The organism is Paraburkholderia sp. J67, from assembly GCF_905220265.1.
Taxonomy (GTDB): domain Bacteria; phylum Pseudomonadota; class Gammaproteobacteria; order Burkholderiales; family Burkholderiaceae; genus Paraburkholderia.
This window is the reverse complement of the sequence record NZ_CAJMZK010000019.1, coordinates 121,188-147,395: the sequence shown is the minus strand read 5'-3', so window position 1 is coordinate 147,395 and position 26,208 is coordinate 121,188. Positions and strand designations below refer to the sequence as shown.

Below are 26,208 nucleotides of genomic sequence, written 5' to 3'. Positions count from 1 at the left end.
GGACTACGGAGAGAAGGCAATGAAAGCTCTGCTCGATCTATTCAAGCAAGTCCAACAAGAAGAAGTTTTTGACGCGATCAAGATCGGTCTGGCCTCGCCGGACAAGATCCGCTCGTGGTCGTTCGGCGAAGTGAAGAAGCCGGAGACCATCAACTACCGTACGTTCAAGCCGGAACGCGATGGTCTGTTCTGCGCGAAGATCTTCGGGCCGATCAAGGACTACGAGTGCCTGTGCGGCAAGTACAAGCGCCTGAAGCACCGTGGCGTGATCTGCGAGAAGTGCGGCGTTGAAGTCACGCTGGCGAAGGTGCGTCGCGAACGCATGGGCCACATCGAACTGGCCTCGCCGGTCGCGCACATCTGGTTCCTGAAGTCGCTGCCGTCGCGTCTGGGCATGGTGCTCGACATGACGCTGCGCGACATCGAACGCGTGCTGTACTTCGAAGCGTACGTGGTGATCGAACCGGGCATGACGCCGCTGAAGGCGCGTCAGATCATGACCGAAGAGGATTACTACAATAAGGTCGAAGAGTACGGTGACGAATTCCGCGCTGAAATGGGCGCGGAAGGCGTGCGTGAACTCCTGCGCGCGATCAACATCGACGAACAGGTCGAGACGCTGCGCACCGAGCTCAAGAACACCGGCTCGGAAGCGAAGATCAAGAAGTACGCGAAGCGCCTGAAGGTGCTCGAGGCCTTCCAGCGTTCGGGCATCAAGCCCGAATGGATGGTGCTCGAAGTGCTGCCGGTGCTGCCGCCCGAACTGCGTCCGCTCGTGCCGCTGGACGGTGGCCGCTTCGCGACTTCGGACCTGAACGATCTGTATCGCCGCGTCATCAACCGTAACAACCGTCTGAAGCGTCTGCTCGAGCTGAAGGCGCCGGAGATCATCGTCCGCAACGAAAAGCGGATGCTCCAGGAAGCGGTTGACTCGCTGCTCGACAACGGCCGTCGCGGCAAGGCGATGACGGGCGCCAACAAGCGTCCGCTGAAGTCGCTCGCCGACATGATCAAGGGTAAGGGCGGTCGTTTCCGTCAGAACCTGCTGGGTAAGCGCGTGGACTACTCGGGCCGTTCGGTCATCGTGGTGGGTCCGACGCTCAAGCTTCACCAGTGCGGTCTGCCGAAGCTGATGGCGCTCGAACTGTTCAAGCCGTTCATCTTCAACAAGCTGGAAACGATGGGCGTCGCGACGACCATCAAGGCTGCGAAGAAGGAAGTCGAGAACCAGACGGCGGTGGTGTGGGACATCCTGGAAGAGGTGATCCGCGAACATCCGGTCATGCTCAACCGTGCGCCTACGCTGCACCGTCTTGGCATTCAGGCTTTCGAGCCGGTGCTGATCGAAGGTAAGGCTATCCAGCTGCACCCGCTCGTTTGCGCGGCGTTCAACGCCGACTTCGACGGTGACCAGATGGCTGTTCACGTTCCGCTGTCGCTCGAAGCGCAGATGGAAGCGCGTACGCTCATGCTCGCGTCGAACAACGTCCTGTTCCCGGCCAACGGCGATCCGTCGATCGTGCCGTCGCAGGATATTGTGCTGGGCCTGTACTACGCCACGCGTGAAGCGATCAATGGCAAGGGCGAAGGTCTGACGTTCACGGGCGTGTCGGAAGTGCTGCGCGCGTACGAGAACAAGGAAGTCGAACTGGCCTCGCGTGTGAACGTGCGTATTACCGAAATGGTCCACAACGAGGACAAGTCGGAAGGCGCACCGGCATTCGTGCCGAAGATCACGCTGTACGCGACCACGGTCGGTCGTTCGATCCTGTCGGAAATTCTGCCGCCGGGCCTGCCGTTCTCGGTGCTGAACAAGCCGCTGAAGAAGAAGGAAATCTCGCGTCTGATCAACACCGCGTTCCGCAAGTGCGGTCTGCGTGAGACGGTGATTTTCGCTGACCAGCTGATGCAGTCGGGTTTCCGCCTGGCAACGCGCGCCGGTATTTCGATCTGCGTGGACGACATGCTCGTGCCGCCGCAGAAGGAAACCATCGTCGGCGAAGCCGCGAAGAAGGTGAAGGAATACGACCGTCAGTACATGTCGGGTCTCGTCACCGCGCAGGAACGCTACAACAACGTGGTCGACATCTGGTCGAACACGTCGGAAGCGGTCGGCAAGGCGATGATGGAGCAGCTCGCGACGGAACCGGTTATCGACCGTGACGGCAAGGAAACGCGTCAGGAATCGTTCAACTCGATCTACATGATGGCCGACTCGGGCGCGCGGGGTTCCGCAACCCAGATTCGCCAGCTGGCGGGTATGCGCGGCCTGATGGCGAAGCCGGACGGCTCGATTATCGAAACGCCGATTACCGCGAACTTCCGCGAAGGTCTGAACGTGTTGCAGTACTTCATCTCGACCCACGGTGCACGTAAGGGTCTGGCTGATACGGCACTGAAGACCGCGAACTCGGGTTACCTGACGCGTCGTCTCGTCGACGTGACGCAGGATCTCGTGGTCGTCGAGGAAGATTGCGGCACGACGAACGGCGTCGCGATGAAGGCCCTCGTGGAAGGCGGTGAAGTCGTCGAAGCGCTGCGCGACCGTATTCTCGGCCGCGTTGCGGTGGCGGACGTCGTCAATCCTGAAACCCAGGAAACGATCTACGCTTCGGGCGACCTGCTCGACGAAGACGCTGTCGAAACGATCGAAAGCCTCGGCATCGACGAAGTGCGCGTGCGCACGCCGCTGACCTGCGAAACGCGTTACGGCCTGTGCGCATCGTGCTACGGCCGCGACCTGGGTCGTGGCTCGCGCGTGAACGTCGGCGAAGCAGTGGGCGTGATCGCAGCACAGTCGATCGGCGAACCGGGCACGCAGCTCACGATGCGTACGTTCCACATCGGTGGTGCGGCATCGCGTGCAGCAGTGGCTTCGTCGGTCGAAGCGAAGTCGAACGGTACGGTCCGCTTCACGGCGACGATGCGTTACGTCACGAATGCGAAGGGCGAGCAGATCGTCATCTCGCGTTCGGGCGAAGCCATCATTGCCGACGATCACGGCCGCGAGCGCGAGCGTCACAAGGTGCCGTACGGCGCGACGCTGCTGCAACTCGACGGCGACGTGATCAAGGCCGGCACGCAGCTCGCTACGTGGGATCCGCTGACGCGTCCGATCATCACCGAGTACGGTGGTACGGTGAAGTTCGAAAACGTCGAAGAAGGCGTGACGGTTGCCAAGCAGATCGACGATGTGACGGGTCTGTCGACCCTCGTCGTGATCGACGTGAAGCGCCGTGGTTCGCAGGCTTCGAAGAGCGTGCGTCCGCAGGTCAAGCTGCTCGACGCGAACGGCGACGAAGTCAAGATCCCGAACACCGAGCATTCGGTGCAGATCGGCTTCCAGGTCGGCGCACTGATCACGGTGAAGGACGGTCAGCAAGTGCAAGTCGGTGAAGTGCTCGCACGTATCCCGACCGAAGCACAGAAGACGCGTGACATTACCGGTGGTCTGCCGCGTGTGGCGGAACTGTTCGAAGCACGTTCGCCGAAGGACGCAGGTATCCTGGCGGAAGTCACGGGTACGACGTCGTTCGGTAAGGACACGAAGGGCAAGCAGCGTCTCGTTATCACGGACCTCGAAGGCAATCAGCACGAGTTCCTGATCGCGAAGGAAAAGCAGGTTCTGGTTCACGATGCACAGGTCGTCAACAAGGGCGAAATGATCGTGGACGGCCCGGCCGATCCGCACGACATCCTGCGTCTGCAGGGTATCGAAGCGCTTGCGCGTTACATCGTGGACGAAGTGCAGGACGTGTACCGTCTGCAAGGCGTGAAGATCAACGACAAGCACATCGAAGTAATCGTGCGTCAGATGCTCCGTCGTGTTCAGATCACCGACAACGGCGACACGCGTTTCATCCCTGGCGAACAAGTCGAGCGTTCGGACATGCTCGACGAAAACGACAAGATGAACGCGGAAGACAAGCGTCCGGCAACGTACGAGAACGTGCTGCTCGGTATCACGAAGGCATCGCTCTCGACCGACTCGTTCATCTCGGCGGCATCGTTCCAGGAAACGACCCGCGTGCTGACCGAAGCGGCGATCATGGGCAAGCGCGACGATCTGCGTGGCCTGAAGGAAAACGTCATCGTCGGCCGTCTGATTCCGGCTGGTACGGGTCTCGCCTTCCACAAGGCGCGCCGTGCGAAGGAATCGTCGGATCGCGAGCGTTTCGACCAGATCGCAGCGGAAGAAGCGTTCGAGTTCGGTACGCCGGAAACGCCGGAAACCCCGGCTGCCGAAGTGCCGCAACAGCCGCACACGACGGACGAGTAAAGCAGCAGGCGGCGTAAGCCGCCTGTCGCAGCGCTCGCATCGACAGTGCGACACAAAGCCGTCTGGTTCACGCCAGACGGCTTTTTTATTGGGCTATTCGTTTCAGACGTTCGTTTAGGTGTTCTGCGCATGTCGTGCGTCGACGCGGCTCGTGCGTGCGACCTCGCGCCGCAGGCCTGGCGTGGTCGCTGCGCGCCGCGGCGCCGCGTGCTAACGTAGCGCGCCAAGTCCGATTGCGTACGTCGTTTCGTACTGCCGTGCAGTTGGCATTTATTTGAATCTGGAGGCGGTAATCATGTGGTTCGTCGGGATCGGTCTCATCCTGAATCTGGTGGCATGCGTCGCCAACTTTTCGCATCTGCTGCACCACGTCGGCAAGGAACAGGCCGCCTCGTTTTTCGCGATATTCCTTGTTTTGTGGGCATTCCTGATCATCGGCTACATCATGCAACTGGCGCGCAAGGCGAAGATGGGCGCATTGCTGCTCACGCTCGGCTCGCTCGTGTTCATGGTTGGCAGTGCCGTGCTTTTGCCGTTCGGCCTGCTCGTGGTCGTCTCGTTTGTCGCGGGCATCGTGACGATCTTCGGCGCGCTGAAGGTGGCGCGCGAGCGCGCGGCTTGAGCTTTACCTGAGCCCGCCTGAGCATCCAGTGAGCGCAGCCTGATCGCGCTGCGCCGCTTCATCCTCTGATCGGCACATAAGGCGTGCGCGTTCTGCGCACGTCATTCCTCGTTTTCCCCCGTTTTACCAGGCCGAATGGCCAATCTTCGCGGCGCCGGCAGTCAGGGGGCATCCGGGTTGGTAAAATCCGGTCCTCTGCCTCCGCATCATTCAGCCGCCGCCTTCATGTCCCGTTCCCTCGAAATCCTCAACGAAGTCTTCGGTTATCCCGCTTTTCGAGGGCAGCAAGGCGAGATCGTCGAACACGTCGCTGGCGGCGGCGACTCGCTGGTGCTCATGCCCACCGGCGGCGGCAAATCGCTCTGCTACCAGATTCCGGCGCTCGTTCGCCATGAGGCCGGTCAGGGGGCGGGCATCGTGGTTTCGCCGCTCATCGCGTTGATGCAGGACCAGGTGGCCGCGCTTACCGAGGTGGGCGTGCGAGCCGCGTATCTCAACTCGACCCTGAGCGGCGCCGAAGCCGCGGCCACCGAACGCGCGCTGCGTGAAGGCGACCTCGATCTGCTCTACGTGGCCCCCGAGCGCCTGATGACCTCGCGCTTTCTCGAGTTGCTCGAGCGCACCCGCATCGGCCTGTTCGCGATCGACGAAGCGCACTGCGTCTCGCAATGGGGGCACGATTTCCGACCGGAGTACATCAAGCTTTCGGTGCTACACGAACGCTTCCCCGACGTGCCGCGCATCGCGCTCACGGCGACCGCCGACGCCATCACGCGCGACGAGATCGTGCACCGGCTCGCACTCGACGACGCGCGCATCTTCGTGTCGAGTTTCGACCGGCCGAACATCCGCTATCGGATTGTCGAAAAGGACAATGCGCGCACGCAACTGCTCGATTTCATCCGCGCGGAGCACACGCGCGCCGACGGCACGACCGACGCGGGTGTGGTCTATTGCCTCTCGCGCCGCAAGGTCGAAGAGACCGCGGAGTGGCTGAAGGGGCAGGGCGTGCGCGCGCTGCCGTATCACGCGGGCATGGAATTCGAGGTGCGCCAGAAGCACCAGGAGATGTTCCAGCGCGAGGAAGGCGTGGTGATGTGCGCGACCATTGCGTTCGGCATGGGCATCGACAAACCGGACGTGCGCTTCGTCGCGCATCTGGATTTGCCCAAGAGCGTCGAAGGCTACTACCAGGAAACCGGCCGCGCGGGGCGTGACGGGCTGGCGGCCAATGCGTGGATGGCCTACGGTCTGGGCGACGTGGTGCAGCAGCGCAAGATGATCGACGAGTCCGATGCCGACGAGCAGCACAAGCGCGTGCAGACCGGCAAGCTCGACGCGCTGCTTGGCTTGTGCGAGACGGCCACCTGCCGGCGTGTGCGCCTGCTCGCGTATTTCGGCGAGGAGAGTCAGCCCTGCGGCAACTGCGATACGTGCATCGAACCGCCCGCGACCTGGGATGCCACGCGTGAAGCGCAAATGGCGCTGTCGTGCGTGTTCCGTGCGCAACGCGCAAGCGGCTTTAACTTCGGCGCCGGCCACCTGATCGACATCCTGCGCGGCAATCGCAACGAGAAGATCCTGCAGCGCGGGCACGAGAAGATTTCCACGTTCGGCATCGGTGCCGCGCTTTCGGAGCCCGAGTGGCGCGCGATTTTCCGGCAGCTGGTGGCGTTCGGCTATCTCGCCGTCGATCACGATGGCTTCGGCTCGCTCGTACTCACGGAAGCCAGCAAGTCCGTGCTCAAAGGCGAGCAGAAAGTCACGATGCGCCGCTACGTGAAGCCGACGCGCACGCGCGCATCGTCTAGCCGCACGAGCGAACGCGCCGATCCGACCCTCGGCATGAGCCCACGCCAGCGCGCGCGCTGGGAACGTCTGCGACTGTGGCGCACGGAAACAGCGAAGAGCGAGGGCGTGCCGGCCTACGTCATTTTCCACGACGCCACGCTGGCGGAAATTGCGCGCAATGGCCCGGAATCCGTCGATGAGCTGCGCGATATTCCGGGAATCGGCGCGCGCAAGCTCGAGCGTTTCGGCGAGGAACTGGTCGAAGTCGTCGGCGACGATTGACGCGCGGCTGAGGCGCGACCGAAGCGATCACAGCCGGACTCCTTCGTTGCTGCGCGCTCATTGAGCGTGACCATTAACGGTGAGCCGCGCTTTTAATGCGGGCGCACCGTCACGTGTTCGTCATATTCTCCGTCGTCCGAAATGCCGCAACCCGTTGACTCGCTTGGTATTTTCGGAATATCATGCTGGGTTCCGGTTCTTGGGATAGCTGCGCGCGTCAGTTAGTTTGACTAATTCGATGCAGGTGTAGCGTGATTCTCAGGGGCCGGGGTGCTCGTAAGAGTTTAGATGCGTGGTTTTCCGCTTTGCCCGGAAATAAATGCGTCGATTTTGTTCAATTTCAGGAATAAACAATGCCAACCATCAATCAACTGGTTCGCAAAGGCCGCACTTCGGAAGTTACGAAGAGCAAGTCGCCGGCCCTGCAGGACTGCCCCCAGCGTCGCGGCGTGTGCACGCGCGTGTACACGACGACGCCGAAGAAGCCGAACTCGGCACTCCGTAAAGTTGCCAAGGTTCGTCTGACGAACGGCTTCGAAGTCATTTCGTACATCGGTGGTGAAGGCCACAACCTGCAGGAACACTCGGTTGTGCTGATCCGCGGCGGCCGTGTTAAGGACTTGCCGGGTGTGCGTTACCACATGGTTCGCGGCTCGCTGGATACCCAGGGCGTCAAGGATCGTAAGCAGGCTCGTTCGAAGTACGGTGCAAAGCGCGCCAAGGCTGCGAAGTAAGAGTCGAGCGTCGTCTGCGCTCTTGAGCGCTGGCGATAAAAGCGACAGGTGCCGGGTTGTCTGGTGCTGTCGAGTAAGTGGTCACCCGACCAGGCTGGTAAGTCGTAATAGATGAATCGGGTTAGTTGGTGGCCGCGGAGCGTCGGGAATATCCTGCGCTTCAACTGAAAAGTTAAAGGAAGAAACATGCCGCGTCGTCGCGAAGTCCCCAAGCGGGAAGTGTTGCCGGATCCGAAGTTCGGTAACGTTGATGTAGCCAAGTTCATGAACGTGCTGATGCTCTCCGGCAAGAAGTCGGTTGCCGAGCGTATCGTGTACGGCGCTTTTGAACAGATCCAGACCAAGGGTGGCAAGGACCCGCTGGAAGTGTTCACTGTTGCGCTCAACAACGTGAAGCCGGTGGTGGAAGTGAAGAGCCGCCGCGTTGGTGGTGCGAACTATCAGGTTCCGGTCGAAGTGCGCCCGTCGCGTCGTATGGCATTGGCGATGCGTTGGCTGCGTGAAGCCGCGAAGAAGCGCAGCGAGAAGTCGATGGCTCTGCGTCTGGCAGGTGAACTCTCCGAAGCGGCCGAAGGCCGTGGCGGCGCGATGAAGAAGCGCGACGAAGTTCACCGGATGGCAGAAGCGAACAAGGCGTTCTCGCACTTCCGCTTCTAAGAGAAAACCCCTTCTGGGGTTTGCTCAAAAGGCGGAAAAGATTCCGGGCGGGTGCGCTAATTCAGCGCCTCGCCCGTTTGTGTTCAGGCGTGTTGGGATCGAATCGGTCAGGTCAGATCCCGGCGCGCACCTCCCCATAGAGGATCAAAGTGGCTCGCAAGACTCCTATCGAGCGCTACCGCAACATCGGTATTAGCGCTCACATCGACGCCGGCAAGACGACGACGACCGAGCGCATTCTGTTTTACACCGGCGTGAACCACAAGATTGGTGAAGTTCACGACGGCGCCGCGACCATGGACTGGATGGAGCAGGAGCAGGAGCGTGGCATCACGATTACCTCCGCTGCTACGACCGCCTTCTGGAAGGGCATGGGTGGCAACTACCCCGAACACCGCATCAACATCATCGACACCCCGGGCCACGTCGACTTCACGATTGAAGTTGAGCGCTCGATGCGCGTGCTCGACGGCGCATGCATGGTCTACTGCGCAGTGGGCGGCGTTCAGCCCCAGTCGGAAACCGTGTGGCGTCAGGCGAACAAGTACAAGGTTCCCCGTCTCGCGTTCGTCAACAAGATGGACCGTACCGGCGCGAACTTCTTCAAGGTCTACGACCAGCTGAAGAACCGCCTGAAGGCGAACCCGGTTCCGGTCGTGGTGCCGATCGGCGCCGAAGAAAACTTCAAGGGCGTCGTCGACCTCCTGAAGATGAAGGCGATCATTTGGGACGAAGCGTCCCAAGGCACGAAGTTCGACTACGTCGACATCCCCGCTGAACTCGTTGACTCGTGCAACGAATGGCGCGAAAAGATGATCGAGTCGGCTGCTGAAGCCAGCGAAGAGCTGATGGAAAAGTACCTCGGCGGCGAAGAGCTGAGCGAAGCGGAAATCGTCAAGGCGATCCGCGACCGGACCATCGCTTGCGAAATCCAGCCGATGCTGTGCGGTACCGCGTTCAAGAACAAGGGCGTGCAGCGTATGCTCGACGCCGTGATCGACTTCCTGCCGTCGCCGGTGGACATTCCCCCGGTCACGGGTGAACTCGAAAACGGTGACAAGGCAGAGCGCCGCGCAGCCGACGACGAGAAGTTCTCGGCACTCGCGTTCAAGATCATGACCGACCCGTTCGTCGGCCAGCTGATCTTCTTCCGCGCGTACTCGGGCATCGTCAACTCGGGCGACACCGTGCTGAACTCGACCAAGGGCAAGAAGGAACGCCTCGGCCGTATTCTGCAGATGCACGCGAACAACCGTGAAGAAATCAAGGAAGTTCGCGCAGGCGACATCGCTGCTGCGGTCGGCCTGAAGGAAGCGACCACGGGCGACACGCTGTGCGACCCGGCGAACCCGATCATCCTGGAACGCATGATTTTCCCGGAGCCGGTGATTTCGCAGGCAGTCGAGCCGAAGACCAAGGCTGACCAGGAAAAGATGGGCCTCGCCCTGAACCGCCTGGCACAGGAAGATCCGTCGTTCCGCGTCCAGACGGACGAGGAATCGGGCCAGACCATCATTTCGGGTATGGGCGAGCTCCACCTCGAAATTCTGGTCGACCGCATGAAGCGTGAATTCAACGTGGAAGCAACCGTCGGCAAGCCGCAGGTTGCATACCGCGAAACGATTCGCGCAACGGCGAAGGACGTCGAAGGCAAGTTCGTCAAGCAGTCGGGCGGTCGCGGCCAGTTCGGTCACGCTGTCATTACGCTTGAGCCGAACGAGCAAGGCAAGGGCTACGAGTTCCTGGACGAGATCAAGGGTGGTGTGATTCCGCGTGAATTCATCCCTGCGGTCGACAAGGGTATCCAGGAAACGCTGAAGGCCGGCGTGCTGGCTGGCTTCCCGGTCGTCGACGTCAAGGTTCACCTGACGTTCGGTTCGTACCACGACGTTGACTCGAACGAAAATGCGTTCCGCATGGCCGGCTCGATGGCGTTCAAGGAAGCAATGCGCAAGGCTCAGCCGGTCATCCTCGAACCGATGATGGCCGTCGAAGTCGAAACGCCGGAAGACTACATGGGCAACGTGATGGGCGACCTGTCGGGCCGTCGCGGTATCGTCCAGGGCATGGAAGACATGGTTGGCGGCGGCAAGATCGTTCGCGCCGAAGTGCCGCTGTCGGAAATGTTCGGCTACTCGACGTCGCTGCGCTCGCTGTCGCAAGGCCGCGCAACGTACACGATGGAATTCAAGCACTACGCAGAAGCACCGCGTAACGTGGCCGACGCGATCATTAGCGCGAAGGCGAAGTAAGCATCGGCGCTCTTTTGCGCTCGCAGCGGGCCCGGCATGGGCTGGGTCCGCGTCGCACAGTCACCGATTCACCACTTTTTTGAAAGAAGAGAAACATGGCAAAAGGTAAATTCGAACGGACCAAGCCGCACGTCAACGTCGGCACGATCGGTCACGTTGACCACGGCAAGACCACGCTGACGGCAGCAATCACGACGGTTCTGACCAAGAAGTTTGGCGGCGAAGCCAAGGCTTACGACCAGATCGACGCAGCACCGGAAGAAAAGGCGCGCGGCATCACGATCAACACCGCGCACGTCGAGTACGAAACGGCTAACCGCCACTACGCACACGTCGACTGCCCGGGCCACGCTGACTATGTGAAGAACATGATCACGGGCGCGGCACAGATGGACGGCGCGATCCTGGTTTGCTCGGCTGCTGACGGCCCGATGCCGCAAACGCGTGAGCACATCCTGCTGGCGCGTCAGGTTGGCGTTCCGTACATCATCGTCTTCCTGAACAAGTGCGACATGGTCGACGACGCCGAGCTGCTCGAGCTGGTCGAAATGGAAGTGCGCGAACTTCTGTCGAAGTACGACTTCCCGGGCGACGACACCCCGATCGTCAAGGGTTCGGCCAAGCTGGCGCTGGAAGGCGACACGGGCGAGCTGGGCGAAGTGGCGATCATGAGCCTGGCCGACGCACTCGACACGTACATCCCGACGCCGGAGCGCGCAGTTGACGGCGCCTTCCTGATGCCGGTTGAAGACGTGTTCTCGATCTCGGGTCGTGGCACGGTGGTGACGGGCCGTATCGAACGCGGCATCGTCAAGGTCGGCGAAGAAATCGAAATCGTCGGTATCAAGCCGACGGTGAAGACGACCTGCACGGGCGTGGAAATGTTCCGCAAGCTGCTCGACCAAGGTCAGGCAGGCGACAACGTCGGTATCCTGCTGCGCGGCACGAAGCGTGAAGACGTCGAGCGCGGCCAGGTTCTGGCAAAGCCGGGTTCGATCACGCCGCACACGCACTTCACGGCTGAAGTGTACGTGCTGAGCAAGGACGAAGGCGGCCGTCACACGCCGTTCTTCAACAACTACCGTCCGCAGTTCTACTTCCGTACGACGGACGTGACGGGCTCGATCGAGCTGCCGAAGGACAAGGAAATGGTCATGCCGGGCGACAACGTGTCGATCACGGTGAAGCTGATCGCTCCGATCGCGATGGAAGAAGGTCTGCGCTTCGCAATCCGCGAAGGTGGCCGTACCGTCGGCGCTGGCGTCGTTGCGAAGGTCATCGAGTAAATCGAGTAGAATAATCGGCTTGCTGTAGAAGTTGATGTACCCAGGGACCACCCCGCGGCGCCTTGCCGCGGGGTGGTCCTACGCTCTTTATATTGTCTGGCGGCGCAAGTCCGCCTCGCTCTTTTTAAGGAATCATCATGCAGAACCAAAAAATCCGTATCCGCCTGAAGGCTTTCGACTACCGCCTGATCGACCAGTCGGCTGCTGAAATCGTCGAAACCGCAAAGCGTACGGGCGCGATCGTTCGTGGTCCGGTGCCGCTGCCGACGCGTATCCAGCGTTTCGACATCCTGCGTTCGCCGCACGTCAACAAGACCTCGCGCGACCAGCTCGAAATCCGCACCCACCTGCGCCTGATGGACATCGTCGACCCGACGGACAAGACCGTTGACGCGCTGATGAAGCTGGACCTGCCGGCTGGCGTGGACGTCGAAATCAAGCTGCAGTAAGAGTCTCAAGCGCTGTCGGGATTGTCTGGTGGCGCTAAGTCTTTGATTGCTTGCAGAAAACGTGGGAGGGCGTTATACTTGACGTCTTTTCGCGCATTCGCGCAAAAAAATCGGTGTGTTCTCTGAGCCTTTACCTCGAAAACGCGCCGGTACTTTGTAAATTAGCCCCGACCAATCGCAGTCGGGAATGGAGAAAACGATGAGCCTTGGACTCGTAGGTCGCAAGGTTGGCATGACGCGTATCTTCACGGCTGACGGGGATTCGATTCCCGTGACCGTGCTGGACGTGTCCGACAACCGCGTGACGCAGATCAAGACTGTTGAAACCGACGGCTACACGGCCGTGCAGGTTGCGTTCGGTACGCGCCGCGCTTCGCGCGTGACGAAGCCGATCGCAGGTCATCTCGCCAAAGCCGGCGTTCAAGCCGGTGAAATCCTCAAGGAATTCCAGATCGACGCCGCTAAGGCCGCCGAACTGTCGAATGGCGCCGTGATCGGTGTGGATCTCTTCTCGGAAGGCCAGAAAGTCGACGTGCAAGGCACCTCGATCGGTAAGGGCTACGCCGGTACCATCAAGCGTTACAACTTCGCATCGGGTCGTGCTTCGCACGGTAACTCGCGCTCGCACAACGTGCCGGGCTCGATCGGTATGGCGCAGGATCCGGGTCGTGTTTTCCCGGGTAAGCGCATGACCGGTCACATGGGTGACGAAACCGTGACGGTGCAAAACCTCGAAATCGCCCGTATCGACGCAGAGCGCAAGCTGCTGCTCGTGAAGGGTGCTGTCCCGGGTGCAAAGGGCGGCAAGGTTTTCGTGACGCCGGCTGTCAAGGCCCGCGCCAAGAAAGGAGCGCAATAATGGAACTGAAGCTCCTGAACGCTAATGGTCAGGATGGCGCAGCAGTTAACGCGTCGGACGTCGTGTTCGGCCGTGACTACAACGAAGCGCTGATTCACCAGATCGTTGTCGCCTATCAGGCGAACGCGCGCAGCGGTAACCGCGCGCAGAAGGACCGTGAGCAGGTCAAGCACACCACCAAGAAGCCGTGGCGTCAGAAGGGTACGGGCCGCGCTCGTGCCGGTATGTCGTCGAGCCCGTTGTGGCGTGGCGGTGGTCGCATCTTCCCGAATTCGCCGGAAGAAAACTTCGCTCACAAGGTCAACAAGAAGATGCATCGCGCAGGCCTCTGCTCGATCTTCTCGCAGCTGGCCCGCGAAGGCCGCATCTCGGTCGTTGAAGAGTTTTCGCTCGAAGCGCCCAAGACGAAGCTGCTGGCCGAAAAATTCAAGGCCATGGGTCTCGAATCCGTGCTGGTCATCACCGACACGGTCGACGAGAACCTGTTCCTGGCGTCGCGCAACCTGCCCCACGTGGCAGTCGTTGAGCCGCGCTTTGCCGACCCGCTCTCGCTGATCTACTTCAAGAAGATCCTGATCACGAAGGCTGCGGTTGCCCAGATCGAGGAGTTGCTGTCATGAGCGAGATTCGCAAGAACGATCATCGTTTGATGCAGGTCCTGCTCGCACCGGTGATCTCCGAAAAGGCGACCCTGGTGGCTGAGAAGAACGAACAAGTCGTCTTCGAAGTCGCGCCGGACGCGACGAAGCAGGAAGTCAAGGCTGCTGTCGAGCTGATGTTCAAGGTGGAAGTCAACTCCGTCAACGTGCTGGTCCAGAAGGGTAAAGCCAAGCGCTTTGGCCGCTTCAACGGCAAGCGCAAGGACGTGAAGAAGGCGTACGTCTGCCTGAAGCCCGGCCAGGAAATCAACTTTGAAGCGGAGGCCAAGTAATCATGGCAATCGTGAAAGTTAAGCCGACTTCGCCGGGTCGCCGCGCGATGGTCAAGATCGTCAACAAGGAACTGCACAAGGGCAAGCCGCACGCGGCACTGCTCGACACGCAATCCAAGACGGCTGGCCGTAACAACAACGGTCGTATCACGACCCGTCACAAGGGTGGTGGTCACAAGCAACACTACCGTGTGATCGACTTCCGTCGTACGAAGGACGGCATTCCGGCAAAGATCGAACGCCTGGAATACGACCCGAACCGTAGCGCGAACATCGCGCTGGTTCTGTACGCAGACGGCGAGCGTCGCTACATCATCGCTCCGAAGGGCGCGACGGTTGGCCAGGCTCTGATGTCGGGTTCGGAAGCGCCGATTCGCTCGGGTAACGCTCTGCCGATCCGCAACATCCCGGTCGGTACGACGATCCACTGCATCGAAATGCTGCCTGGCAAGGGCGCGCAGATCGCGCGTTCGGCTGGTACGTCGGCAATGCTGCTGGCCCGTGAAGGCGTCTACGCGCAGGTTCGTCTGCGTTCGGGCGAAATCCGCCGCGTGCACGTTGAATGCCGCGCGACGATCGGTGAAGTTGGCAACGAAGAGCACAGCCTCCGTCAAATCGGTAAGGCTGGCGCGAACCGCTGGCGTGGTATCCGCCCGACGGTCCGCGGCGTTGCAATGAACCCGGTCGACCACCCGCACGGTGGTGGTGAGGGCAAGACTGCTGCTGGTCGTGATCCGGTGAGCCCGTGGGGCACGCCGGCGAAGGGCTACCGCACCCGCAGCAACAAGCGCACGACGAGCATGATCGTCCAGCGCCGTCACAAGCGTTAAGGAGTAGGCAATGGCACGTTCTATTAAGAAAGGTCCGTTCTGCGACGCCCATTTGCTGAAGAAGATTGAGGCGGCTGCAGCAACGCGCGACAAGAAACCGATCAAGACCTGGTCGCGTCGTTCGACGATCCTGCCGGATTTTATCGGCCTGACGATCGCCGTTCATAACGGCCGTCAACACGTTCCCGTGTATGTCACGGAAAACATGGTCGGCCACAAGCTTGGCGAGTTCGCACTGACCCGGACGTTCAAGGGTCACGCGGCCGACAAGAAGGCCAAGAAATAAGGGGCAATCAAGATGGAAGTGAAGGCAATTCATCGCGGTGCCCGCATCTCGGCGCAAAAGACGCGCCTTGTGGCTGACCAGATCCGCGGTCTGCCGGTCGACAAGGCACTGAACGTTCTGACGTTCTCGCCGAAGAAAGCGGCTGGCATCGTGAAAAAGGTTGTGCTGTCGGCTATCGCCAATGCAGAGCACAACGAAGGTGCTGACATCGACGAGCTCAAGATCAAGAGCATCTACGTCGACAAGGCTGCTTCGCTGAAGCGTTTTACCGCACGCGCTAAGGGTCGTGGTAACCGCATCGAGAAGCAATCGTGTCACATCACTGTGACGGTCGGGAATTAAGGAGCCATACGATGGGACAGAAAATTCATCCGACTGGCTTCCGTTTGGCCGTCAGCCGCAATTGGGCTTCGCGTTGGTACGCGAACAACAACAATTTCGCGGCGATGTTGAAGGAAGACATCGGTGTTCGTGAATACCTGAAGAAGAAGCTGAAGAACGCTTCGGTGGGCCGTGTTGTGATCGAGCGTCCGGCAAAGAACGCTCGCATCACGATTTACAGCTCGCGTCCGGGTGTGGTCATCGGCAAGAAGGGCGAGGACATCGAACTCCTCAAGGCCGAACTGCAAAAGCGCATGGGCGTGCCCGTTCACGTCAACATCGAAGAAATCCGCAAGCCGGAAACCGATGCGCAACTGATCGCTGACTCGATCACGCAACAGCTCGAGCGCCGCATCATGTTCCGTCGCGCAATGAAGCGCGCGATGCAGAACGCGATGCGTCTGGGTGCCCAAGGCATCAAGATCATGAGCGCCGGCCGTCTGAACGGTATCGAAATCGCACGTACCGAATGGTACCGCGAAGGTCGAGTGCCGCTTCACACGCTGCGTGCTGACATCGACTACGCAACTTCGGAAGCGAAGACGACGTACGGCATCATCGGCGTGAAGGTTTGGGTCTACAAGGGCGACACGCTCGGCCGTAACGACGCACCGGTGGTTGAAGAAGTCGCCGAAGAAAAGCGTCCGCGCCGTAACGCTCGCCCGGGTGGCGACCGTCGCGGCCGTGAAGGCGCGCCGGGTGCCCGTCGTGGCGCACCGCGTCGTGACGGCAAGACTGGAGAATAACGATGCTGCAACCGAAACGCAGGAAGTATCGCAAAGAGCAGAAGGGTCGTAACACTGGTATCGCAACGCGCGGCAACGCAGTTTCGTTCGGTGAATTCGGTCTGAAGGCTATCGGTCGTGGTCGCCTGACCGCACGTCAGATTGAATCGGCGCGTCGTGCAATGACGCGTCACATCAAGCGTGGTGGCCGCATCTGGATCCGTATCTTCCCGGACAAGCCGATCTCGCAAAAGCCGGCGGAAGTGCGCATGGGTAACGGTAAGGGTAACCCTGAGTACTACGTCGCCGAGATTCAGCCGGGCAAGATGCTGTATGAAATGGATGGTGTGTCCGAAGAACTGGCCCGTGAAGCCTTCCGTCTGGCTGCAGCCAAGCTGCCGCTGAAGACGGTCTTCATGGTTCGCCAGCTCGGCGCCTAAGGAGTGATTGATGAAGGCATCTGAACTTCTTCAGAAAGACAAGGCCGCGCTCGACCAAGAGCTGTCGGACCTCTTGAAGGCGCAATTCGGCCTGCGCATGCAACTCGCGACCCAGCAGCTCACGAACACGAGCCAGCTGAAGAAGGTTCGTCGCGACATCGCACGTGTGCGGACCGTCCTGACCCAGAAGGCGAACCAGAAATGAACGAAAGCGTGAAAACCTCGCTTAAGCGGACGCTGGTCGGCAAAGTCGTCAGCAACAAGATGGACAAGACGGTCACCGTCCTGGTCGAGCGCCGCGTCAAGCACCCGATCTACGGCAAGTACGTTGTGCAGTCGAAGAAGTACCACGCGCACGACGAAGCAAACACGTACAACGAGGGTGACCTCGTTGAAATCCAGGAGACCCGTCCTCTCTCGAAGACGAAGGCCTGGACCGTGTCCAAGTTGCTCGAAGCAGCACGCGTCATCTAAAAAATGATGCAACACCCCGGGGAGCCTTTCTTCGGGGTGTAGAAGTTATTGAAATCGCTAAAGATTTCGCTTGCTAGACCAAGACTATCGAGTTATAGTCTTGGTCTTCCCTCCTTATTCGCCTGTTGTTGGCAAAGCAGCAGGTAGGTATAGCGGGGGAGGTGGTTCGGGCGCCAGTCCGAATCTGCAAGATTCACCGGAATGCGATGGCCGGTTTCGTTTGCCGTCGCTGCTGTTCTAACCCAAGCAGCTGAGCGGTCGTTCTAGTGGCGGCGCGGCTGACGGGACCAAGACTGACCGGATGTGCCATGGTGGCGCACCCGGATTAAGTTGGGAAAGATAAACCATGATCCAGACCGAAACTCGGCTTGAAGTAGCCGACAACACGGGTGCGCGTGAAGTCATGTGCATCAAGGTGCTCGGCGGCTCGAAGCGTCGTTATGCCAGCATTGGCGACATCATCAAGGTGACCGTCAAAGAGGCAACGCCGCGTGGGCGCGTGAAAAAGGGCGAAATCTACAACGCTGTTGTGGTTCGCACCGCGAAGGGCGTGCGCCGTCAAGACGGCTCGCTGATCAAGTTCGATGGCAACGCCGCCGTGCTTTTGAATACCAAGCTTGAGCCGATCGGCACCCGTATCTTCGGGCCGGTCACGCGTGAGCTGCGTAGCGAACGATTCATGAAGATCGTTTCGCTGGCGCCGGAAGTGCTGTAAGGAGCCGCGATGAACAAGATTCGCAAGGGTGACGAAGTTATCGTCGTTACCGGCAAAGACAAGGGCAAGCGCGGCGTCGTGCTGGCCGTGGGCGAAGAGCGCGTCACTGTCGAAGGTATCAACGTTGTCAAGAAGCACGTCAAGCCGAACCCCATGAAGGGTACGACGGGCGGTGTGGAAGCCAAGGTGATGCCGTTGAACATTTCGAACGTCGCACTGGTTGACGCGAACGGCAAGCCGTCGCGTGTAGGCATCAAAGTCGAAGGGGACAAGAAAGTTCGTTTCCTGAAGACGACCGGTGCTGTCCTGAGCGCCTGACGCTGCGGAGTAAAAAATGGCACGTTTGCAAGAATTTTATAAAGAGAAGGTCGTTCCTGGCCTGATCGAGAAGTTCGGTTACAAGTCGGTCATGGAAGTGCCGCGCCTCACCAAGATCACCCTGAACATGGGTGTGGGTGAAGCGGTCGCTGACAAGAAGGTCCTCGAGCACGCTGTTGGCGACCTCACGAAGATCGCCGGCCAGAAGCCTGTTGTGACCAAGTCGCGTAAGGCAATCGCGGGTTTCAAGATCCGTGAAAGCTACCCGATCGGCACGATGGTCACGTTGCGTGGCCAGGCTATGTACGAATTCCTGGACCGTTTCGTTACGGTTGCGCTGCCCCGCGTGCGCGACTTCCGTGGCGTGTCGGGTAAGGCATTCGACGGTCGTGGCAACTACAACATCGGTGTGAAAGAGCAGATCATTTTCCCCGAAATCGACTACGACAAGATCGACGCGCTGCGTGGGCTGAATATCAGCATCACGACGACTGCGAAGACCGACGACGAAGCGAAGGCGCTGCTCGCCAGCTTCAAGTTCCCGTTCAGAAACTGAGGTTACCGTGGCTAAACTGGCACTGATCGAACGTGAAAAGAAGCGCGCTCGTCTGGCAGCGAAATTTGCGCCGAAGCGCGCAGCGCTGAAGGCGATCATCGACGACCAAAGCAAGTCGGAAGAAGAGCACTACGCAGCTCGCCTCGAACTGCAACAACTGCCGCGCAACTCGAACCCGACCCGCAAGCGTAACCGCTGCGCGATCACGGGTCGTCCGCGTGGCACGTTCCGCAAATTCGGTCTCGCACGTAACAAGATTCGTGAAATCGCGTTCCGTGGTGAGATTCCTGGCGTCACCAAGGCGAGCTGGTAATAGGAGAAACATAAATGAGCATGAGTGATCCTATCGCCGATATGCTGACTCGCATCCGCAATGCGCAGATGGTCGAGAAAGTTTCGGTTGCTATGCCCTCGTCGAAAGTGAAGATTGCGATTGCGCAGGTTCTGAAGGACGAAGGTTATATCGACGACTTCGCGGTGAAAACCGAAGGTGCGAAGTCGGAATTGAACATCGCGTTGAAGTACTACGCTGGCCGTCCCGTTATCGAGCGCATCGAACGCGTCTCGAAGCCGGGTCTGCGCGTGTACCGCGGCCGCAACGATATCCCGCAGGTCATGAATGGCCTGGGCGTTGCGATCGTGTCGACGCCGAAGGGTGTGATGACGGACCGCAAGGCTCGCGCCAATGGCGTGGGCGGCGAAGTCATCTGCTACGTCGCTTAACGCCGAGGAGAAGAATATGTCTCGAGTAGGTAAGAGCCCGATCGCGCTGCAAGGTGCAGAAGCGACGCTCAGCGACGAGAAGATTACCGTCAAGGGCCCGCTGGGTACGATTTCGCAAGCTGCGAACCGCCTCGTGAAGGTGGTGAACGACAACGGTACGTTGAAGTTCGAACCGGCTGATGAAAGCCGCGAAGCGAATGCGATGTCGGGCACGATGCGCGCGATCGTCGCGAACATGGTGCATGGCGTGACGAAAGGCTTTGAGCGCAAGCTGACGCTGGTTGGCGTTGGTTATCGTGCTCAAGCGCAAGGCGACAAGCTGAACCTGTCGCTGGGTTTCTCGCACCCCGTGGTGCACCAGATGCCGGAAGGCGTCAAGGCCGAAACCCCGTCGCAAACGGAAATCGTGATCAAGGGGATCGACAAGCAAAAAGTCGGCCAAACCGCTGCAGAAGTGCGCGGTTATCGCCCGCCTGAGCCCTACAAGGGCAAGGGTGTGCGTTACGCCGACGAGGTTGTGATCCTCAAAGAAACGAAGAAGAAGTAAGGGTGCGCAATCATGGATAAGACTCAATCTCGCCTGCGCCGCGCTCGTCAGACGCGTCTCAAGATCGCTGAGCTGCAGGTCGCACGCCTGGCGGTGCATCGCACGAACACGCACATCTATGCGCAAGTGTTCTCGCCTTGCGGCACCAAGGTGCTGGCTAGCGCGTCGACGCTCGAAGCCGAAGTGCGCGCGCAACTGGCTGACCAGTCGGGCAAGGGTGGCAACGTCGCCGCTGCCTCGCTGATCGGCAAGCGTATCGCAGAAAAGGCTAAGGCCGCCGGCATCGAATCCGTCGCCTTTGACCGCTCGGGTTTCCGCTATCACGGCCGCGTCAAGGCGCTGGCTGATGCTGCGCGCGAAGCCGGGCTCAAGTTCTAAGGAAGGAATTCGTCATGGCAAAGATGCAAGCGAAAGTTCAGGCTGACGAACGCGACGACGGCCTTCGTGAAAAAATGATTTCGGTCAACCGCGTGACCAAGGTCGTGAAGGGTGGCCGTATTCTCGGCTTCGCCGCACTGACCGTGGTTGGCGACGGTGATGGCCGCGTCGGTATGGGCAAGGGCAAGTCGAAAGAAGTGCCCGTCGCTGTCCAGAAGGCGATGGAACAAGCTCGCCGCAACATGTTCAAGGTGCCCCTGAAGAACGGCACCCTGCAACACGAAGTGCACGGCAAGCACGGCGCATCGGTCGTCCTCCTCGCTCCGGCGAAGGCAGGTACGGGCGTGATCGCCGGCGGCCCGATGCGCGCAGTGTTCGACGTGATGGGCGTGCAGAACGTCGTGGCCAAGAGCCACGGTTCGACGAATCCGTACAACCTCGTTCGTGCCACGCTGGACGGTCTGCGCAAGCAGTCGACCCCGGCTGACATCGCAGCGAAGCGCGGCAAGTCTGTCGAAGACATTCTGGGCTAAGGGTGGGCACCATGTCTGAAAAAACTGTCAAGGTTCAGCTCGTCAAGAGCCTGATTGGGACCCGCGATACGCACCGTGCCACTGTGCGCGGTCTCGGCCTGCGCCGCCTGAACTCGGTTTCCGAGCTGCAGGACACGCCGGCAGTGCGCGGCATGATCAACAAGGTCTCGTACCTCGTCAAGGTCATCGGCTAAGCGCTCGACCAGGACTCCAGGAGTTGAAAATGGAATTGAATAACCTGAAGCCGGCAGAAGGCGCGAAGCACGCAAAGCGTCGCGTCGGTCGCGGCATCGGCTCCGGCCTCGGCAAGACCGCTGGCCGTGGTCACAAGGGTCAAAAATCGCGTTCGGGCGGCTTCCACAAAGTCGGCTTCGAAGGCGGTCAGATGCCTCTGCAGCGTCGTCTGCCGAAGCGCGGCTTCACCTCGCTGACGAAGGAATTCGTCGGTGAAGTGCGTCTCGCCGACATCGAGAAGCTGCCGGTCGACGAAATCGATCTGTTGGCTCTCAAGCAGGCAGGCCTCGTTGGCGAAATGACCCGTACCGCAAAGATCATCGCTACTGGCGAGATCAAGCGCAAGGTCGTGGTCAAGGGCCTGGGTGCGACGAAGAATGCGCGTGCTGCGATTGAAGCAGCAGGCGGTTCTTTTGCCGAGTGATTGTGAGTGGTGCGTGCGGGCTTGCCCGCCGTCACTAACATCTGCATCGGAGAAGCTACTTGGCTAACAGCCCGAGTCTCGCAAAAACCGGTCGCAGCGCTCCGAAGTTCGGCGACCTGCGCCGGCGTGCAATGTTCTTGCTGCTGGCGCTGGTCGTTTATCGTATCGGTGCGCACATTCCGGTGCCGGGCATCGACCCGGATCAACTGGCGAAGCTCTTCCAGAGCCAGTCAGGCGGCATCCTTGGCATGTTCAACATGTTCTCGGGCGGCGCGCTGTCTCGCTTCACGATCTTCGCGCTAGGTGTGATGCCGTATATCTCGGCGTCGATCATCTTGCAGCTGATGGCGATCGTCTCGCCCCAGCTCGAGGCGCTGAAGAAGGAAGGGCAGGCTGGACAACGCAAGATCACGCAGTACACGCGGGTCTTCACGGTAGTGCTGGCGACCTTTCAGGCCTTCGGCATTGCAGTCGCGCTGGAAAATCAGCCGGCACTCGTGATCGATCCGGGTATGGTGTTCCGTCTGACGACGGTCGTGACGCTGGTGACCGGCACGATGTTCCTGATGTGGCTTGGTGAGCAGATCACGGAACGCGGGCTTGGCAACGGTATCTCGATCATCATCTTCGGCGGGATCGCAGCGGGCTTCCCGAACGCGATCGGCGGTCTCTTCTCGCTGGTGCAAACCGGCTCGATGGGCCCCGTCTCGGCGATCATCATCGTGGCGCTGATCGCAGCCGTGACGTACCTGGTAGTGTTCATCGAACGCGGCCAGCGCAAGATCCTCGTGAACTATGCGAAGCGTCAGGTTGGTAACAAGATTTACGGTGGGCAGTCGTCGCACCTGCCGCTGAAGCTGAACATGTCGGGCGTGATTCCGCCGATCTTTGCATCGTCGATCATCTTGTTTCCGGCAACCATCCTGAACTGGTTCAGTTCGGGGTCGCGTTCCAACTGGTTCGCGGACACGCTGCACAATGTGGCCGAAGCCCTCAAGCCCGGTCAACCCGTGTACGTGTTGCTGTACGCGTTGGCGATCGTATTCTTCTGCTTCTTCTACACCGCACTGGTGTTCAACAGCAGGGAAACGGCCGACAACCTGAAAAAGAGTGGCGCGTTCGTACCTGGCATCCGCCCGGGCGATCAGACGGCTCGTTATATTGACCGCATCCTCACGCGTCTGACGCTGGCCGGTGCGATCTATATCGTGTTTGTCTGCCTGTTGCCGGAGTTTCTGGTGCTGCGCTGGAATGTGCCGTTTTATTTTGGTGGAACATCGCTCCTGATCATTGTCGTCGTCACAATGGATTTCATGGCGCAGGTCCAGTCGTACGTAATGTCGCAACAATATGAATCGCTGCTCAAGAAGGCGAACTTCAAGGGCGGCGGAGTCCCGATGCGGTAAGGACATATGGCCAAAGACGATGTAATCCAGATGCAGGGTGAGGTCATCGAAAACCTCCCCAACGCAACGTTCCGGGTGAAGTTGGAAAACGGCCATGTCGTTCTGGGGCATATTTCTGGAAAGATGCGGATGCACTACATCCGTATTCTTCCGGGCGACAAGGTGACGGTTGAATTGACGCCTTACGATCTGTCGCGTGCGCGGATCGTGTTCCGGGCGAAATGATTTAGAAAAAGGGTAATATCATGAAAGTGATGGCATCGGTAAAGCGCATGTGCCGTAACTGCAAGATCATCAAGCGCAACGGCGTCGTTCGCGTGATCTGCAGCACGGAACCGCGCCACAAGCAGCGTCAAGGCTGATCAGCGCGCTTGCGCTTTTTGTTTGAGGAAAAACAATGGCTCGTATCGCAGGGGTTAACATCCCGAATCACCAGCACACTGAAATTGGCCTGACGGCTATTTTCGGTATCGGTCGCACGCGTTCGCGCAACATCTGCGTCGCTGCTGGTGTCTCGTTTGACAAGAAGGTCAAGGACCTGGACGACGCGGATCTGGAAAAGCTGCGTGAGGAAGTGGGCAAGTTCCTCGTCGAAGGCGATCTTCGCCGTGAAGTGACGATGAACATCAAGCGCCTGATGGACCTCGGCTGCTACCGCGGCGTGCGCCATCGCAAGGGTCTGCCCCTGCGTGGCCAGCGTACGCGTACCAACGCACGTACGCGCAAGGGTCCGCGCCGCGCAGCACAGTCGCTGAAGAAGTAAGCGGATCTGACAGTTACAGGAAAACGTAATGGCTAAGGCTTCGAACAACTCCGCGGCGCAACGCGTTCGCAAGAAGGTTAAGAAGAACGTCGCCGAGGGCGTGGTTCACGTTCACGCGTCGTTCAACAACACCATCATCACGATCACCGATCGTCAAGGCAATGCACTTGCCTGGGCAACGTCGGGCGGTCAGGGCTTCAAGGGCTCGCGTAAGTCGACTCCCTTCGCAGCTCAGGTCGCAGCCGAATCGGCTGGCCGTGTTGCTATGGAATACGGCGTCAAGAACCTCGAAGTGCGTATCAAGGGCCCCGGCCCGGGTCGCGAATCGGCGGTGCGCGCGCTGCATGGTCTTGGCATCAAGATCACCGCGATCTCCGACGTGACGCCGGTCCCGCACAACGGCTGCCGTCCGCCGAAGCGCCGTCGCATCTAAGGCGTCGCGCTTGCCGACTGCCTGAGCCGCCGGTAACGGCGTCCCAGGCTCTCGGCGCTATTGAATTGACTAAGCCCACCGTTCGGTCCAAAGGGCCGGACTAGCGCGAGTCTCTTTAGGCTCAGCGTGATCAATTATCGAAGGAAAGCAACGTGGCACGTTATATCGGCCCGAAGGCCAAGCTGTCCCGCCGTGAAGGCACCGACCTCTTCCTGAAGAGCGCACGCCGCTCGCTCGCTGACAAGTGCAAGCTTGACAGCAAGCCGGGCCAGCACGGCCGCACGTCGGGCGCTCGTACGTCCGACTACGGCACGCAGCTGCGTGAGAAGCAAAAAGTGAAGCGTATCTACGGCGTGCTCGAGCGTCAGTTCCGCCGCTACTTCGCGGAAGCTGACCGTATCAAGGGCAACACCGGCGAAAACCTGCTGCAACTGCTCGAATCGCGTCTCGACAACGTCGTGTACCGCATGGGCTTCGCATCGACCCGCGCTGAAGCGCGTCAGCTCGTGAGCCACAAGGCTCTGACGCTGAACGGCGTCGTCGCGAACATCCCGTCGATGCAAGTGAAGGCAGGCGACGTCGTCGCTATTCGCGAAAAGGCGAAGAAGCAGGCGCGTATCGTCGAAGCGCTCTCGCTGGCTGAGCAAGGTGGCATGGCAGGTTGGGTTGCAGTCGACGCGAAGAAGTTCGAAGGTACGTTCAAGAGCGTGCCGGAGCGCAGCGACATCGCTGGCGACATCAACGAAAGCCTGATCGTCGAATTGTATTCGCGTTAATCGAATTGACGGCCGGGGTAGCCTCTGTGCTTCGCGCAGGAGGTGGCCTCGGCTGTTTTTTTCAGGTTGTGGCCATCTCAGCCTTATCGGTGTAACGAGCCGAGGGTATTGAAAAGGAAAACCTATGCAAACCAGTTTGTTGAAACCCAAGATCATCGCTGTGGAATCGCTCGGCGACAACCACGCGAAAGTGGTCATGGAGCCGTTCGAACGCGGTTATGGCCATACCTTGGGTAACGCGCTTCGGCGCGTGCTGCTGTCGTCGATGGTGGGCTACGCGCCGACCGAAGTGACGATCGCAGGCGTCGTGCACGAATACTCGACGCTCGACGGTGTGCAAGAGGATGTGGTCAACCTGCTGTTGAACCTGAAGGGCGTGGTCTTCAAGCTGCATAACCGTGACGAAGTGACGGTTACGCTGCGCAAGGAAGGCGAAGGCGTTGTCACCGCTGGCGACATCGAACTCTCGCACGACTGTGAAGTCATCAACCCGGAACACGTCGTTGCGCATCTGACGAAGGGCGGCAAGCTCGACGTCCAGATCAAGATCGAGAAGGGCCGTGGCTACGTCCCCGGCAACGTGCGTCGTTACGGCGACGAGTCGGCCAAGATCATCGGCCGTATCGTGCTGGACGCTTCGTTCTCGCCGGTTCGCCGCGTGAGCTACTCGGTGGAAAGCGCGCGTGTCGAACAGCGTACCGACCTCGACAAGCTCGTGATGAACATCGAAACCAACGGCGTGATCTCGCCTGAGGAAGCGATCCGCCAGTCGGCTCGCATCCTCGTGGATCAGCTGTCGGTGTTCGCTGCACTGGAAGGCACGGAAACGGCGGCGGAAGCCCCGTCGCGCGCACCGCAGATCGATCCGATCCTGCTGCGTCCGGTGGACGATCTCGAACTCACGGTTCGCTCGGCGAACTGCCTGAAGGCCGAGAACATCTACTACATCGGCGACCTGATCCAGCGTACCGAGAACGAGCTGCTCAAGACCCCGAATCTGGGTCGCAAGTCGCTCAACGAGATCAAGGAAGTGCTTGCTTCCCGCGGTCTCACGCTCGGCATGAAGCTCGAAAACTGGCCGCCGGCTGGTCTCGACAAGTAAGTAATGTGGCACGGACGCGGAT

General features: G+C 59.9%; 35 protein-coding genes. All 35 read left to right on the top strand.

The window, feature by feature from the left end:
- The first annotated feature begins 19 nt into the window (after nt 1-19).
- The 35 genes from rpoC to U5782_RS28165 all read left to right on the top strand — a co-directional run bounded on the left by rpoC (nt 20) and on the right by U5782_RS28165 (nt 26,186).
- Nucleotides 20-4,279 carry a DNA-directed RNA polymerase subunit beta' gene (gene rpoC, locus U5782_RS28335; protein ID WP_322047176.1) on the top strand — a complete coding sequence of 1,420 codons (4,260 nt, stop codon included), beginning with the start codon at nt 20-22 and terminating at the stop codon, nt 4,277-4,279.
- A 295-nt stretch (nt 4,280-4,574) separates the two neighbouring features.
- Complete coding sequence (locus U5782_RS28330; protein ID WP_322047175.1) at nt 4,575-4,901, top strand: hypothetical protein; 327 nt, start codon at nt 4,575-4,577, stop codon at nt 4,899-4,901.
- Nucleotides 4,902-5,126: 225 nt separating this feature from the next.
- Nucleotides 5,127-6,974: a DNA helicase RecQ gene (gene recQ, locus U5782_RS28325; protein ID WP_322047174.1), complete on the top strand. Its 1,848-nt coding sequence runs from the start codon at nt 5,127-5,129 to the stop codon at nt 6,972-6,974.
- Between the two features lie 353 nt (nt 6,975-7,327).
- Nucleotides 7,328-7,708, top strand: a complete 381-nt coding sequence (gene rpsL / locus U5782_RS28320; protein ID WP_027821136.1) for a 30S ribosomal protein S12 — start codon at nt 7,328-7,330, stop codon at nt 7,706-7,708.
- Nucleotides 7,709-7,894: 186 nt separating this feature from the next.
- A complete protein-coding gene (gene rpsG / locus U5782_RS28315) occupies nt 7,895-8,365 on the top strand; it encodes a 30S ribosomal protein S7 (RefSeq protein WP_006053291.1) in 471 nt (156 codons plus the stop codon).
- Nucleotides 8,366-8,514: 149 nt separating this feature from the next.
- A complete protein-coding gene (gene fusA, locus U5782_RS28310; protein WP_322047173.1) occupies nt 8,515-10,617 on the top strand; it encodes an elongation factor G in 2,103 nt (700 codons plus the stop codon).
- Nucleotides 10,618-10,712: 95 nt separating this feature from the next.
- Nucleotides 10,713-11,903, top strand: coding sequence for an elongation factor Tu (gene tuf / locus U5782_RS28305; protein WP_175045554.1), 1,191 nt, complete (start codon nt 10,713-10,715; stop codon nt 11,901-11,903).
- Between the two features lie 137 nt (nt 11,904-12,040).
- Nucleotides 12,041-12,352 carry a 30S ribosomal protein S10 gene (gene rpsJ / locus U5782_RS28300; RefSeq protein WP_027819357.1) on the top strand — a complete coding sequence of 104 codons (312 nt, stop codon included), beginning with the start codon at nt 12,041-12,043 and terminating at the stop codon, nt 12,350-12,352.
- A 199-nt stretch (nt 12,353-12,551) separates the two neighbouring features.
- A complete protein-coding gene (gene rplC, locus U5782_RS28295) occupies nt 12,552-13,211 on the top strand; it encodes a 50S ribosomal protein L3 (protein WP_027819356.1) in 660 nt (219 codons plus the stop codon).
- Nucleotides 13,211-13,831 carry a 50S ribosomal protein L4 gene (gene rplD / locus U5782_RS28290; protein WP_027819355.1) on the top strand — a complete coding sequence of 207 codons (621 nt, stop codon included), beginning with the start codon at nt 13,211-13,213 and terminating at the stop codon, nt 13,829-13,831. Before rplC ends, rplD begins: the two co-directional genes overlap by 1 nt.
- Complete coding sequence (rplW, locus tag U5782_RS28285) at nt 13,828-14,142, top strand: 50S ribosomal protein L23 (protein ID WP_322047172.1); 315 nt, start codon at nt 13,828-13,830, stop codon at nt 14,140-14,142. The genes rplD and rplW overlap by 4 nt, the downstream gene beginning before the upstream one ends.
- A 2-nt stretch (nt 14,143-14,144) precedes the next feature.
- Entirely contained in the window at nt 14,145-14,972 is an 828-nt protein-coding gene (gene rplB / locus U5782_RS28280; RefSeq protein WP_322047171.1) for a 50S ribosomal protein L2, read from the top strand.
- 10 nt (nt 14,973-14,982) lie between these two features.
- On the top strand, nt 14,983-15,258 hold the full coding sequence (gene rpsS, locus U5782_RS28275; RefSeq protein WP_293036675.1) for a 30S ribosomal protein S19: 276 nt from the start codon (nt 14,983-14,985) through the stop codon (nt 15,256-15,258).
- Between the two features lie 12 nt (nt 15,259-15,270).
- On the top strand, nt 15,271-15,600 hold the full coding sequence (gene rplV, locus U5782_RS28270) for a 50S ribosomal protein L22 (RefSeq protein WP_004199272.1): 330 nt from the start codon (nt 15,271-15,273) through the stop codon (nt 15,598-15,600).
- Nucleotides 15,601-15,611: 11 nt separating this feature from the next.
- The gene (gene rpsC, locus U5782_RS28265) at nt 15,612-16,385 is read left to right on the top strand and encodes a 30S ribosomal protein S3 (protein WP_205986962.1); all 774 of its coding nucleotides are present in this window, start codon (nt 15,612-15,614) and stop codon (nt 16,383-16,385) included.
- A 2-nt stretch (nt 16,386-16,387) separates the two neighbouring features.
- Entirely contained in the window at nt 16,388-16,804 is a 417-nt protein-coding gene (gene rplP / locus U5782_RS28260) for a 50S ribosomal protein L16 (protein ID WP_035531725.1), read from the top strand.
- A 10-nt stretch (nt 16,805-16,814) separates the two neighbouring features.
- Nucleotides 16,815-17,009 (top strand): 50S ribosomal protein L29, encoded by a 195-nt coding sequence (gene rpmC / locus U5782_RS28255; RefSeq protein WP_027819350.1) that lies wholly within the window; start codon nt 16,815-16,817, stop codon nt 17,007-17,009.
- Nucleotides 17,006-17,278: a 30S ribosomal protein S17 gene (gene rpsQ / locus U5782_RS28250; RefSeq protein WP_158951570.1), complete on the top strand. Its 273-nt coding sequence runs from the start codon at nt 17,006-17,008 to the stop codon at nt 17,276-17,278. The genes rpmC and rpsQ overlap by 4 nt, the downstream gene beginning before the upstream one ends.
- Nucleotides 17,279-17,624: 346 nt before the next feature.
- On the top strand, nt 17,625-17,993 hold the full coding sequence (rplN, locus tag U5782_RS28245) for a 50S ribosomal protein L14 (protein WP_006998478.1): 369 nt from the start codon (nt 17,625-17,627) through the stop codon (nt 17,991-17,993).
- Between the two features lie 9 nt (nt 17,994-18,002).
- The gene (gene rplX / locus U5782_RS28240) at nt 18,003-18,311 is read left to right on the top strand and encodes a 50S ribosomal protein L24 (protein WP_322047170.1); all 309 of its coding nucleotides are present in this window, start codon (nt 18,003-18,005) and stop codon (nt 18,309-18,311) included.
- Nucleotides 18,312-18,327: 16 nt separating this feature from the next.
- Nucleotides 18,328-18,867, top strand: coding sequence for a 50S ribosomal protein L5 (rplE, locus tag U5782_RS28235; protein WP_322047169.1), 540 nt, complete (start codon nt 18,328-18,330; stop codon nt 18,865-18,867).
- Between the two features lie 7 nt (nt 18,868-18,874).
- Entirely contained in the window at nt 18,875-19,180 is a 306-nt protein-coding gene (rpsN, locus tag U5782_RS28230) for a 30S ribosomal protein S14 (protein ID WP_322047168.1), read from the top strand.
- A gap of 14 nt (nt 19,181-19,194) precedes the next feature.
- Nucleotides 19,195-19,590: a 30S ribosomal protein S8 gene (gene rpsH / locus U5782_RS28225; RefSeq protein WP_124152991.1), complete on the top strand. Its 396-nt coding sequence runs from the start codon at nt 19,195-19,197 to the stop codon at nt 19,588-19,590.
- A 16-nt stretch (nt 19,591-19,606) separates the two neighbouring features.
- Entirely contained in the window at nt 19,607-20,137 is a 531-nt protein-coding gene (gene rplF, locus U5782_RS28220; protein ID WP_322047185.1) for a 50S ribosomal protein L6, read from the top strand.
- A 12-nt stretch (nt 20,138-20,149) separates the two neighbouring features.
- Complete coding sequence (gene rplR / locus U5782_RS28215; protein WP_027819343.1) at nt 20,150-20,515, top strand: 50S ribosomal protein L18; 366 nt, start codon at nt 20,150-20,152, stop codon at nt 20,513-20,515.
- Between the two features lie 14 nt (nt 20,516-20,529).
- The gene (gene rpsE / locus U5782_RS28210) at nt 20,530-21,048 is read left to right on the top strand and encodes a 30S ribosomal protein S5 (protein ID WP_028206522.1); all 519 of its coding nucleotides are present in this window, start codon (nt 20,530-20,532) and stop codon (nt 21,046-21,048) included.
- Between the two features lie 11 nt (nt 21,049-21,059).
- Nucleotides 21,060-21,242 carry a 50S ribosomal protein L30 gene (rpmD, locus tag U5782_RS28205; RefSeq protein ID WP_027819341.1) on the top strand — a complete coding sequence of 61 codons (183 nt, stop codon included), beginning with the start codon at nt 21,060-21,062 and terminating at the stop codon, nt 21,240-21,242.
- A 29-nt stretch (nt 21,243-21,271) separates the two neighbouring features.
- Nucleotides 21,272-21,706 carry a 50S ribosomal protein L15 gene (gene rplO / locus U5782_RS28200; protein ID WP_322047167.1) on the top strand — a complete coding sequence of 145 codons (435 nt, stop codon included), beginning with the start codon at nt 21,272-21,274 and terminating at the stop codon, nt 21,704-21,706.
- Between the two features lie 59 nt (nt 21,707-21,765).
- Nucleotides 21,766-23,112, top strand: a complete 1,347-nt coding sequence (secY, locus tag U5782_RS28195; protein WP_322047166.1) for a preprotein translocase subunit SecY — start codon at nt 21,766-21,768, stop codon at nt 23,110-23,112.
- A 6-nt stretch (nt 23,113-23,118) separates the two neighbouring features.
- Nucleotides 23,119-23,337, top strand: a complete 219-nt coding sequence (gene infA, locus U5782_RS28190; protein WP_004521905.1) for a translation initiation factor IF-1 — start codon at nt 23,119-23,121, stop codon at nt 23,335-23,337.
- A gap of 20 nt (nt 23,338-23,357) precedes the next feature.
- Entirely contained in the window at nt 23,358-23,474 is a 117-nt protein-coding gene (rpmJ, locus tag U5782_RS28185; RefSeq protein ID WP_205986955.1) for a 50S ribosomal protein L36, read from the top strand.
- Between the two features lie 35 nt (nt 23,475-23,509).
- Nucleotides 23,510-23,875, top strand: a complete 366-nt coding sequence (gene rpsM, locus U5782_RS28180) for a 30S ribosomal protein S13 (protein ID WP_322047165.1) — start codon at nt 23,510-23,512, stop codon at nt 23,873-23,875.
- A 28-nt stretch (nt 23,876-23,903) separates the two neighbouring features.
- The gene (gene rpsK, locus U5782_RS28175; protein ID WP_006052224.1) at nt 23,904-24,308 is read left to right on the top strand and encodes a 30S ribosomal protein S11; all 405 of its coding nucleotides are present in this window, start codon (nt 23,904-23,906) and stop codon (nt 24,306-24,308) included.
- Between the two features lie 152 nt (nt 24,309-24,460).
- Entirely contained in the window at nt 24,461-25,084 is a 624-nt protein-coding gene (gene rpsD / locus U5782_RS28170) for a 30S ribosomal protein S4 (RefSeq protein ID WP_322047164.1), read from the top strand.
- 124 nt (nt 25,085-25,208) lie between these two features.
- Entirely contained in the window at nt 25,209-26,186 is a 978-nt protein-coding gene (locus U5782_RS28165; RefSeq protein WP_322047163.1) for a DNA-directed RNA polymerase subunit alpha, read from the top strand.
- Nucleotides 26,187-26,208: the final 22 nt, after the last annotated feature.

What these genes read in the sequence shown, in the direction of transcription:
- rpsC (WP_205986962.1), top strand. Translation starts at nt 15,612, where the DNA reads ATGGGACAGAAAATTCATCCGACTGGCTTCCGTTTGGCCGTCAGCCGC.
- rpmJ (WP_205986955.1), top strand. Translation starts at nt 23,358, where the DNA reads ATGAAAGTGATGGCATCGGTAAAGCGCATGTGCCGTAACTGCAAGATC.
- rpsQ (WP_158951570.1), top strand. Translation starts at nt 17,006, where the DNA reads ATGAACGAAAGCGTGAAAACCTCGCTTAAGCGGACGCTGGTCGGCAAA.
- rpmD (WP_027819341.1), top strand. Translation starts at nt 21,060, where the DNA reads ATGTCTGAAAAAACTGTCAAGGTTCAGCTCGTCAAGAGCCTGATTGGG.
- rplO (WP_322047167.1), top strand. Translation starts at nt 21,272, where the DNA reads ATGGAATTGAATAACCTGAAGCCGGCAGAAGGCGCGAAGCACGCAAAG.
- rpmC (WP_027819350.1), top strand. Translation starts at nt 16,815, where the DNA reads ATGAAGGCATCTGAACTTCTTCAGAAAGACAAGGCCGCGCTCGACCAA.
- rplC (WP_027819356.1), top strand. Translation starts at nt 12,552, where the DNA reads ATGAGCCTTGGACTCGTAGGTCGCAAGGTTGGCATGACGCGTATCTTC.
- rplX (WP_322047170.1), top strand. Translation starts at nt 18,003, where the DNA reads ATGAACAAGATTCGCAAGGGTGACGAAGTTATCGTCGTTACCGGCAAA.
- rpsL (WP_027821136.1), top strand. Translation starts at nt 7,328, where the DNA reads ATGCCAACCATCAATCAACTGGTTCGCAAAGGCCGCACTTCGGAAGTT.
- infA (WP_004521905.1), top strand. Translation starts at nt 23,119, where the DNA reads ATGGCCAAAGACGATGTAATCCAGATGCAGGGTGAGGTCATCGAAAAC.
- rpsM (WP_322047165.1), top strand. Translation starts at nt 23,510, where the DNA reads ATGGCTCGTATCGCAGGGGTTAACATCCCGAATCACCAGCACACTGAA.
- rpoC (WP_322047176.1), top strand. Translation starts at nt 20, where the DNA reads ATGAAAGCTCTGCTCGATCTATTCAAGCAAGTCCAACAAGAAGAAGTT.
- rplD (WP_027819355.1), top strand. Translation starts at nt 13,211, where the DNA reads ATGGAACTGAAGCTCCTGAACGCTAATGGTCAGGATGGCGCAGCAGTT.
- U5782_RS28165 (WP_322047163.1), top strand. Translation starts at nt 25,209, where the DNA reads ATGCAAACCAGTTTGTTGAAACCCAAGATCATCGCTGTGGAATCGCTC.
- rplF (WP_322047185.1), top strand. Translation starts at nt 19,607, where the DNA reads ATGTCTCGAGTAGGTAAGAGCCCGATCGCGCTGCAAGGTGCAGAAGCG.
- recQ (WP_322047174.1), top strand. Translation starts at nt 5,127, where the DNA reads ATGTCCCGTTCCCTCGAAATCCTCAACGAAGTCTTCGGTTATCCCGCT.
- rplW (WP_322047172.1), top strand. Translation starts at nt 13,828, where the DNA reads ATGAGCGAGATTCGCAAGAACGATCATCGTTTGATGCAGGTCCTGCTC.
- rplN (WP_006998478.1), top strand. Translation starts at nt 17,625, where the DNA reads ATGATCCAGACCGAAACTCGGCTTGAAGTAGCCGACAACACGGGTGCG.
- rplE (WP_322047169.1), top strand. Translation starts at nt 18,328, where the DNA reads ATGGCACGTTTGCAAGAATTTTATAAAGAGAAGGTCGTTCCTGGCCTG.
- rpsJ (WP_027819357.1), top strand. Translation starts at nt 12,041, where the DNA reads ATGCAGAACCAAAAAATCCGTATCCGCCTGAAGGCTTTCGACTACCGC.
- rpsH (WP_124152991.1), top strand. Translation starts at nt 19,195, where the DNA reads ATGAGCATGAGTGATCCTATCGCCGATATGCTGACTCGCATCCGCAAT.
- rpsK (WP_006052224.1), top strand. Translation starts at nt 23,904, where the DNA reads ATGGCTAAGGCTTCGAACAACTCCGCGGCGCAACGCGTTCGCAAGAAG.
- U5782_RS28330 (WP_322047175.1), top strand. Translation starts at nt 4,575, where the DNA reads ATGTGGTTCGTCGGGATCGGTCTCATCCTGAATCTGGTGGCATGCGTC.
- tuf (WP_175045554.1), top strand. Translation starts at nt 10,713, where the DNA reads ATGGCAAAAGGTAAATTCGAACGGACCAAGCCGCACGTCAACGTCGGC.
- rpsE (WP_028206522.1), top strand. Translation starts at nt 20,530, where the DNA reads ATGGCAAAGATGCAAGCGAAAGTTCAGGCTGACGAACGCGACGACGGC.
- rplP (WP_035531725.1), top strand. Translation starts at nt 16,388, where the DNA reads ATGCTGCAACCGAAACGCAGGAAGTATCGCAAAGAGCAGAAGGGTCGT.
- rplV (WP_004199272.1), top strand. Translation starts at nt 15,271, where the DNA reads ATGGAAGTGAAGGCAATTCATCGCGGTGCCCGCATCTCGGCGCAAAAG.
- rpsG (WP_006053291.1), top strand. Translation starts at nt 7,895, where the DNA reads ATGCCGCGTCGTCGCGAAGTCCCCAAGCGGGAAGTGTTGCCGGATCCG.
- rplR (WP_027819343.1), top strand. Translation starts at nt 20,150, where the DNA reads ATGGATAAGACTCAATCTCGCCTGCGCCGCGCTCGTCAGACGCGTCTC.
- rpsS (WP_293036675.1), top strand. Translation starts at nt 14,983, where the DNA reads ATGGCACGTTCTATTAAGAAAGGTCCGTTCTGCGACGCCCATTTGCTG.
- rplB (WP_322047171.1), top strand. Translation starts at nt 14,145, where the DNA reads ATGGCAATCGTGAAAGTTAAGCCGACTTCGCCGGGTCGCCGCGCGATG.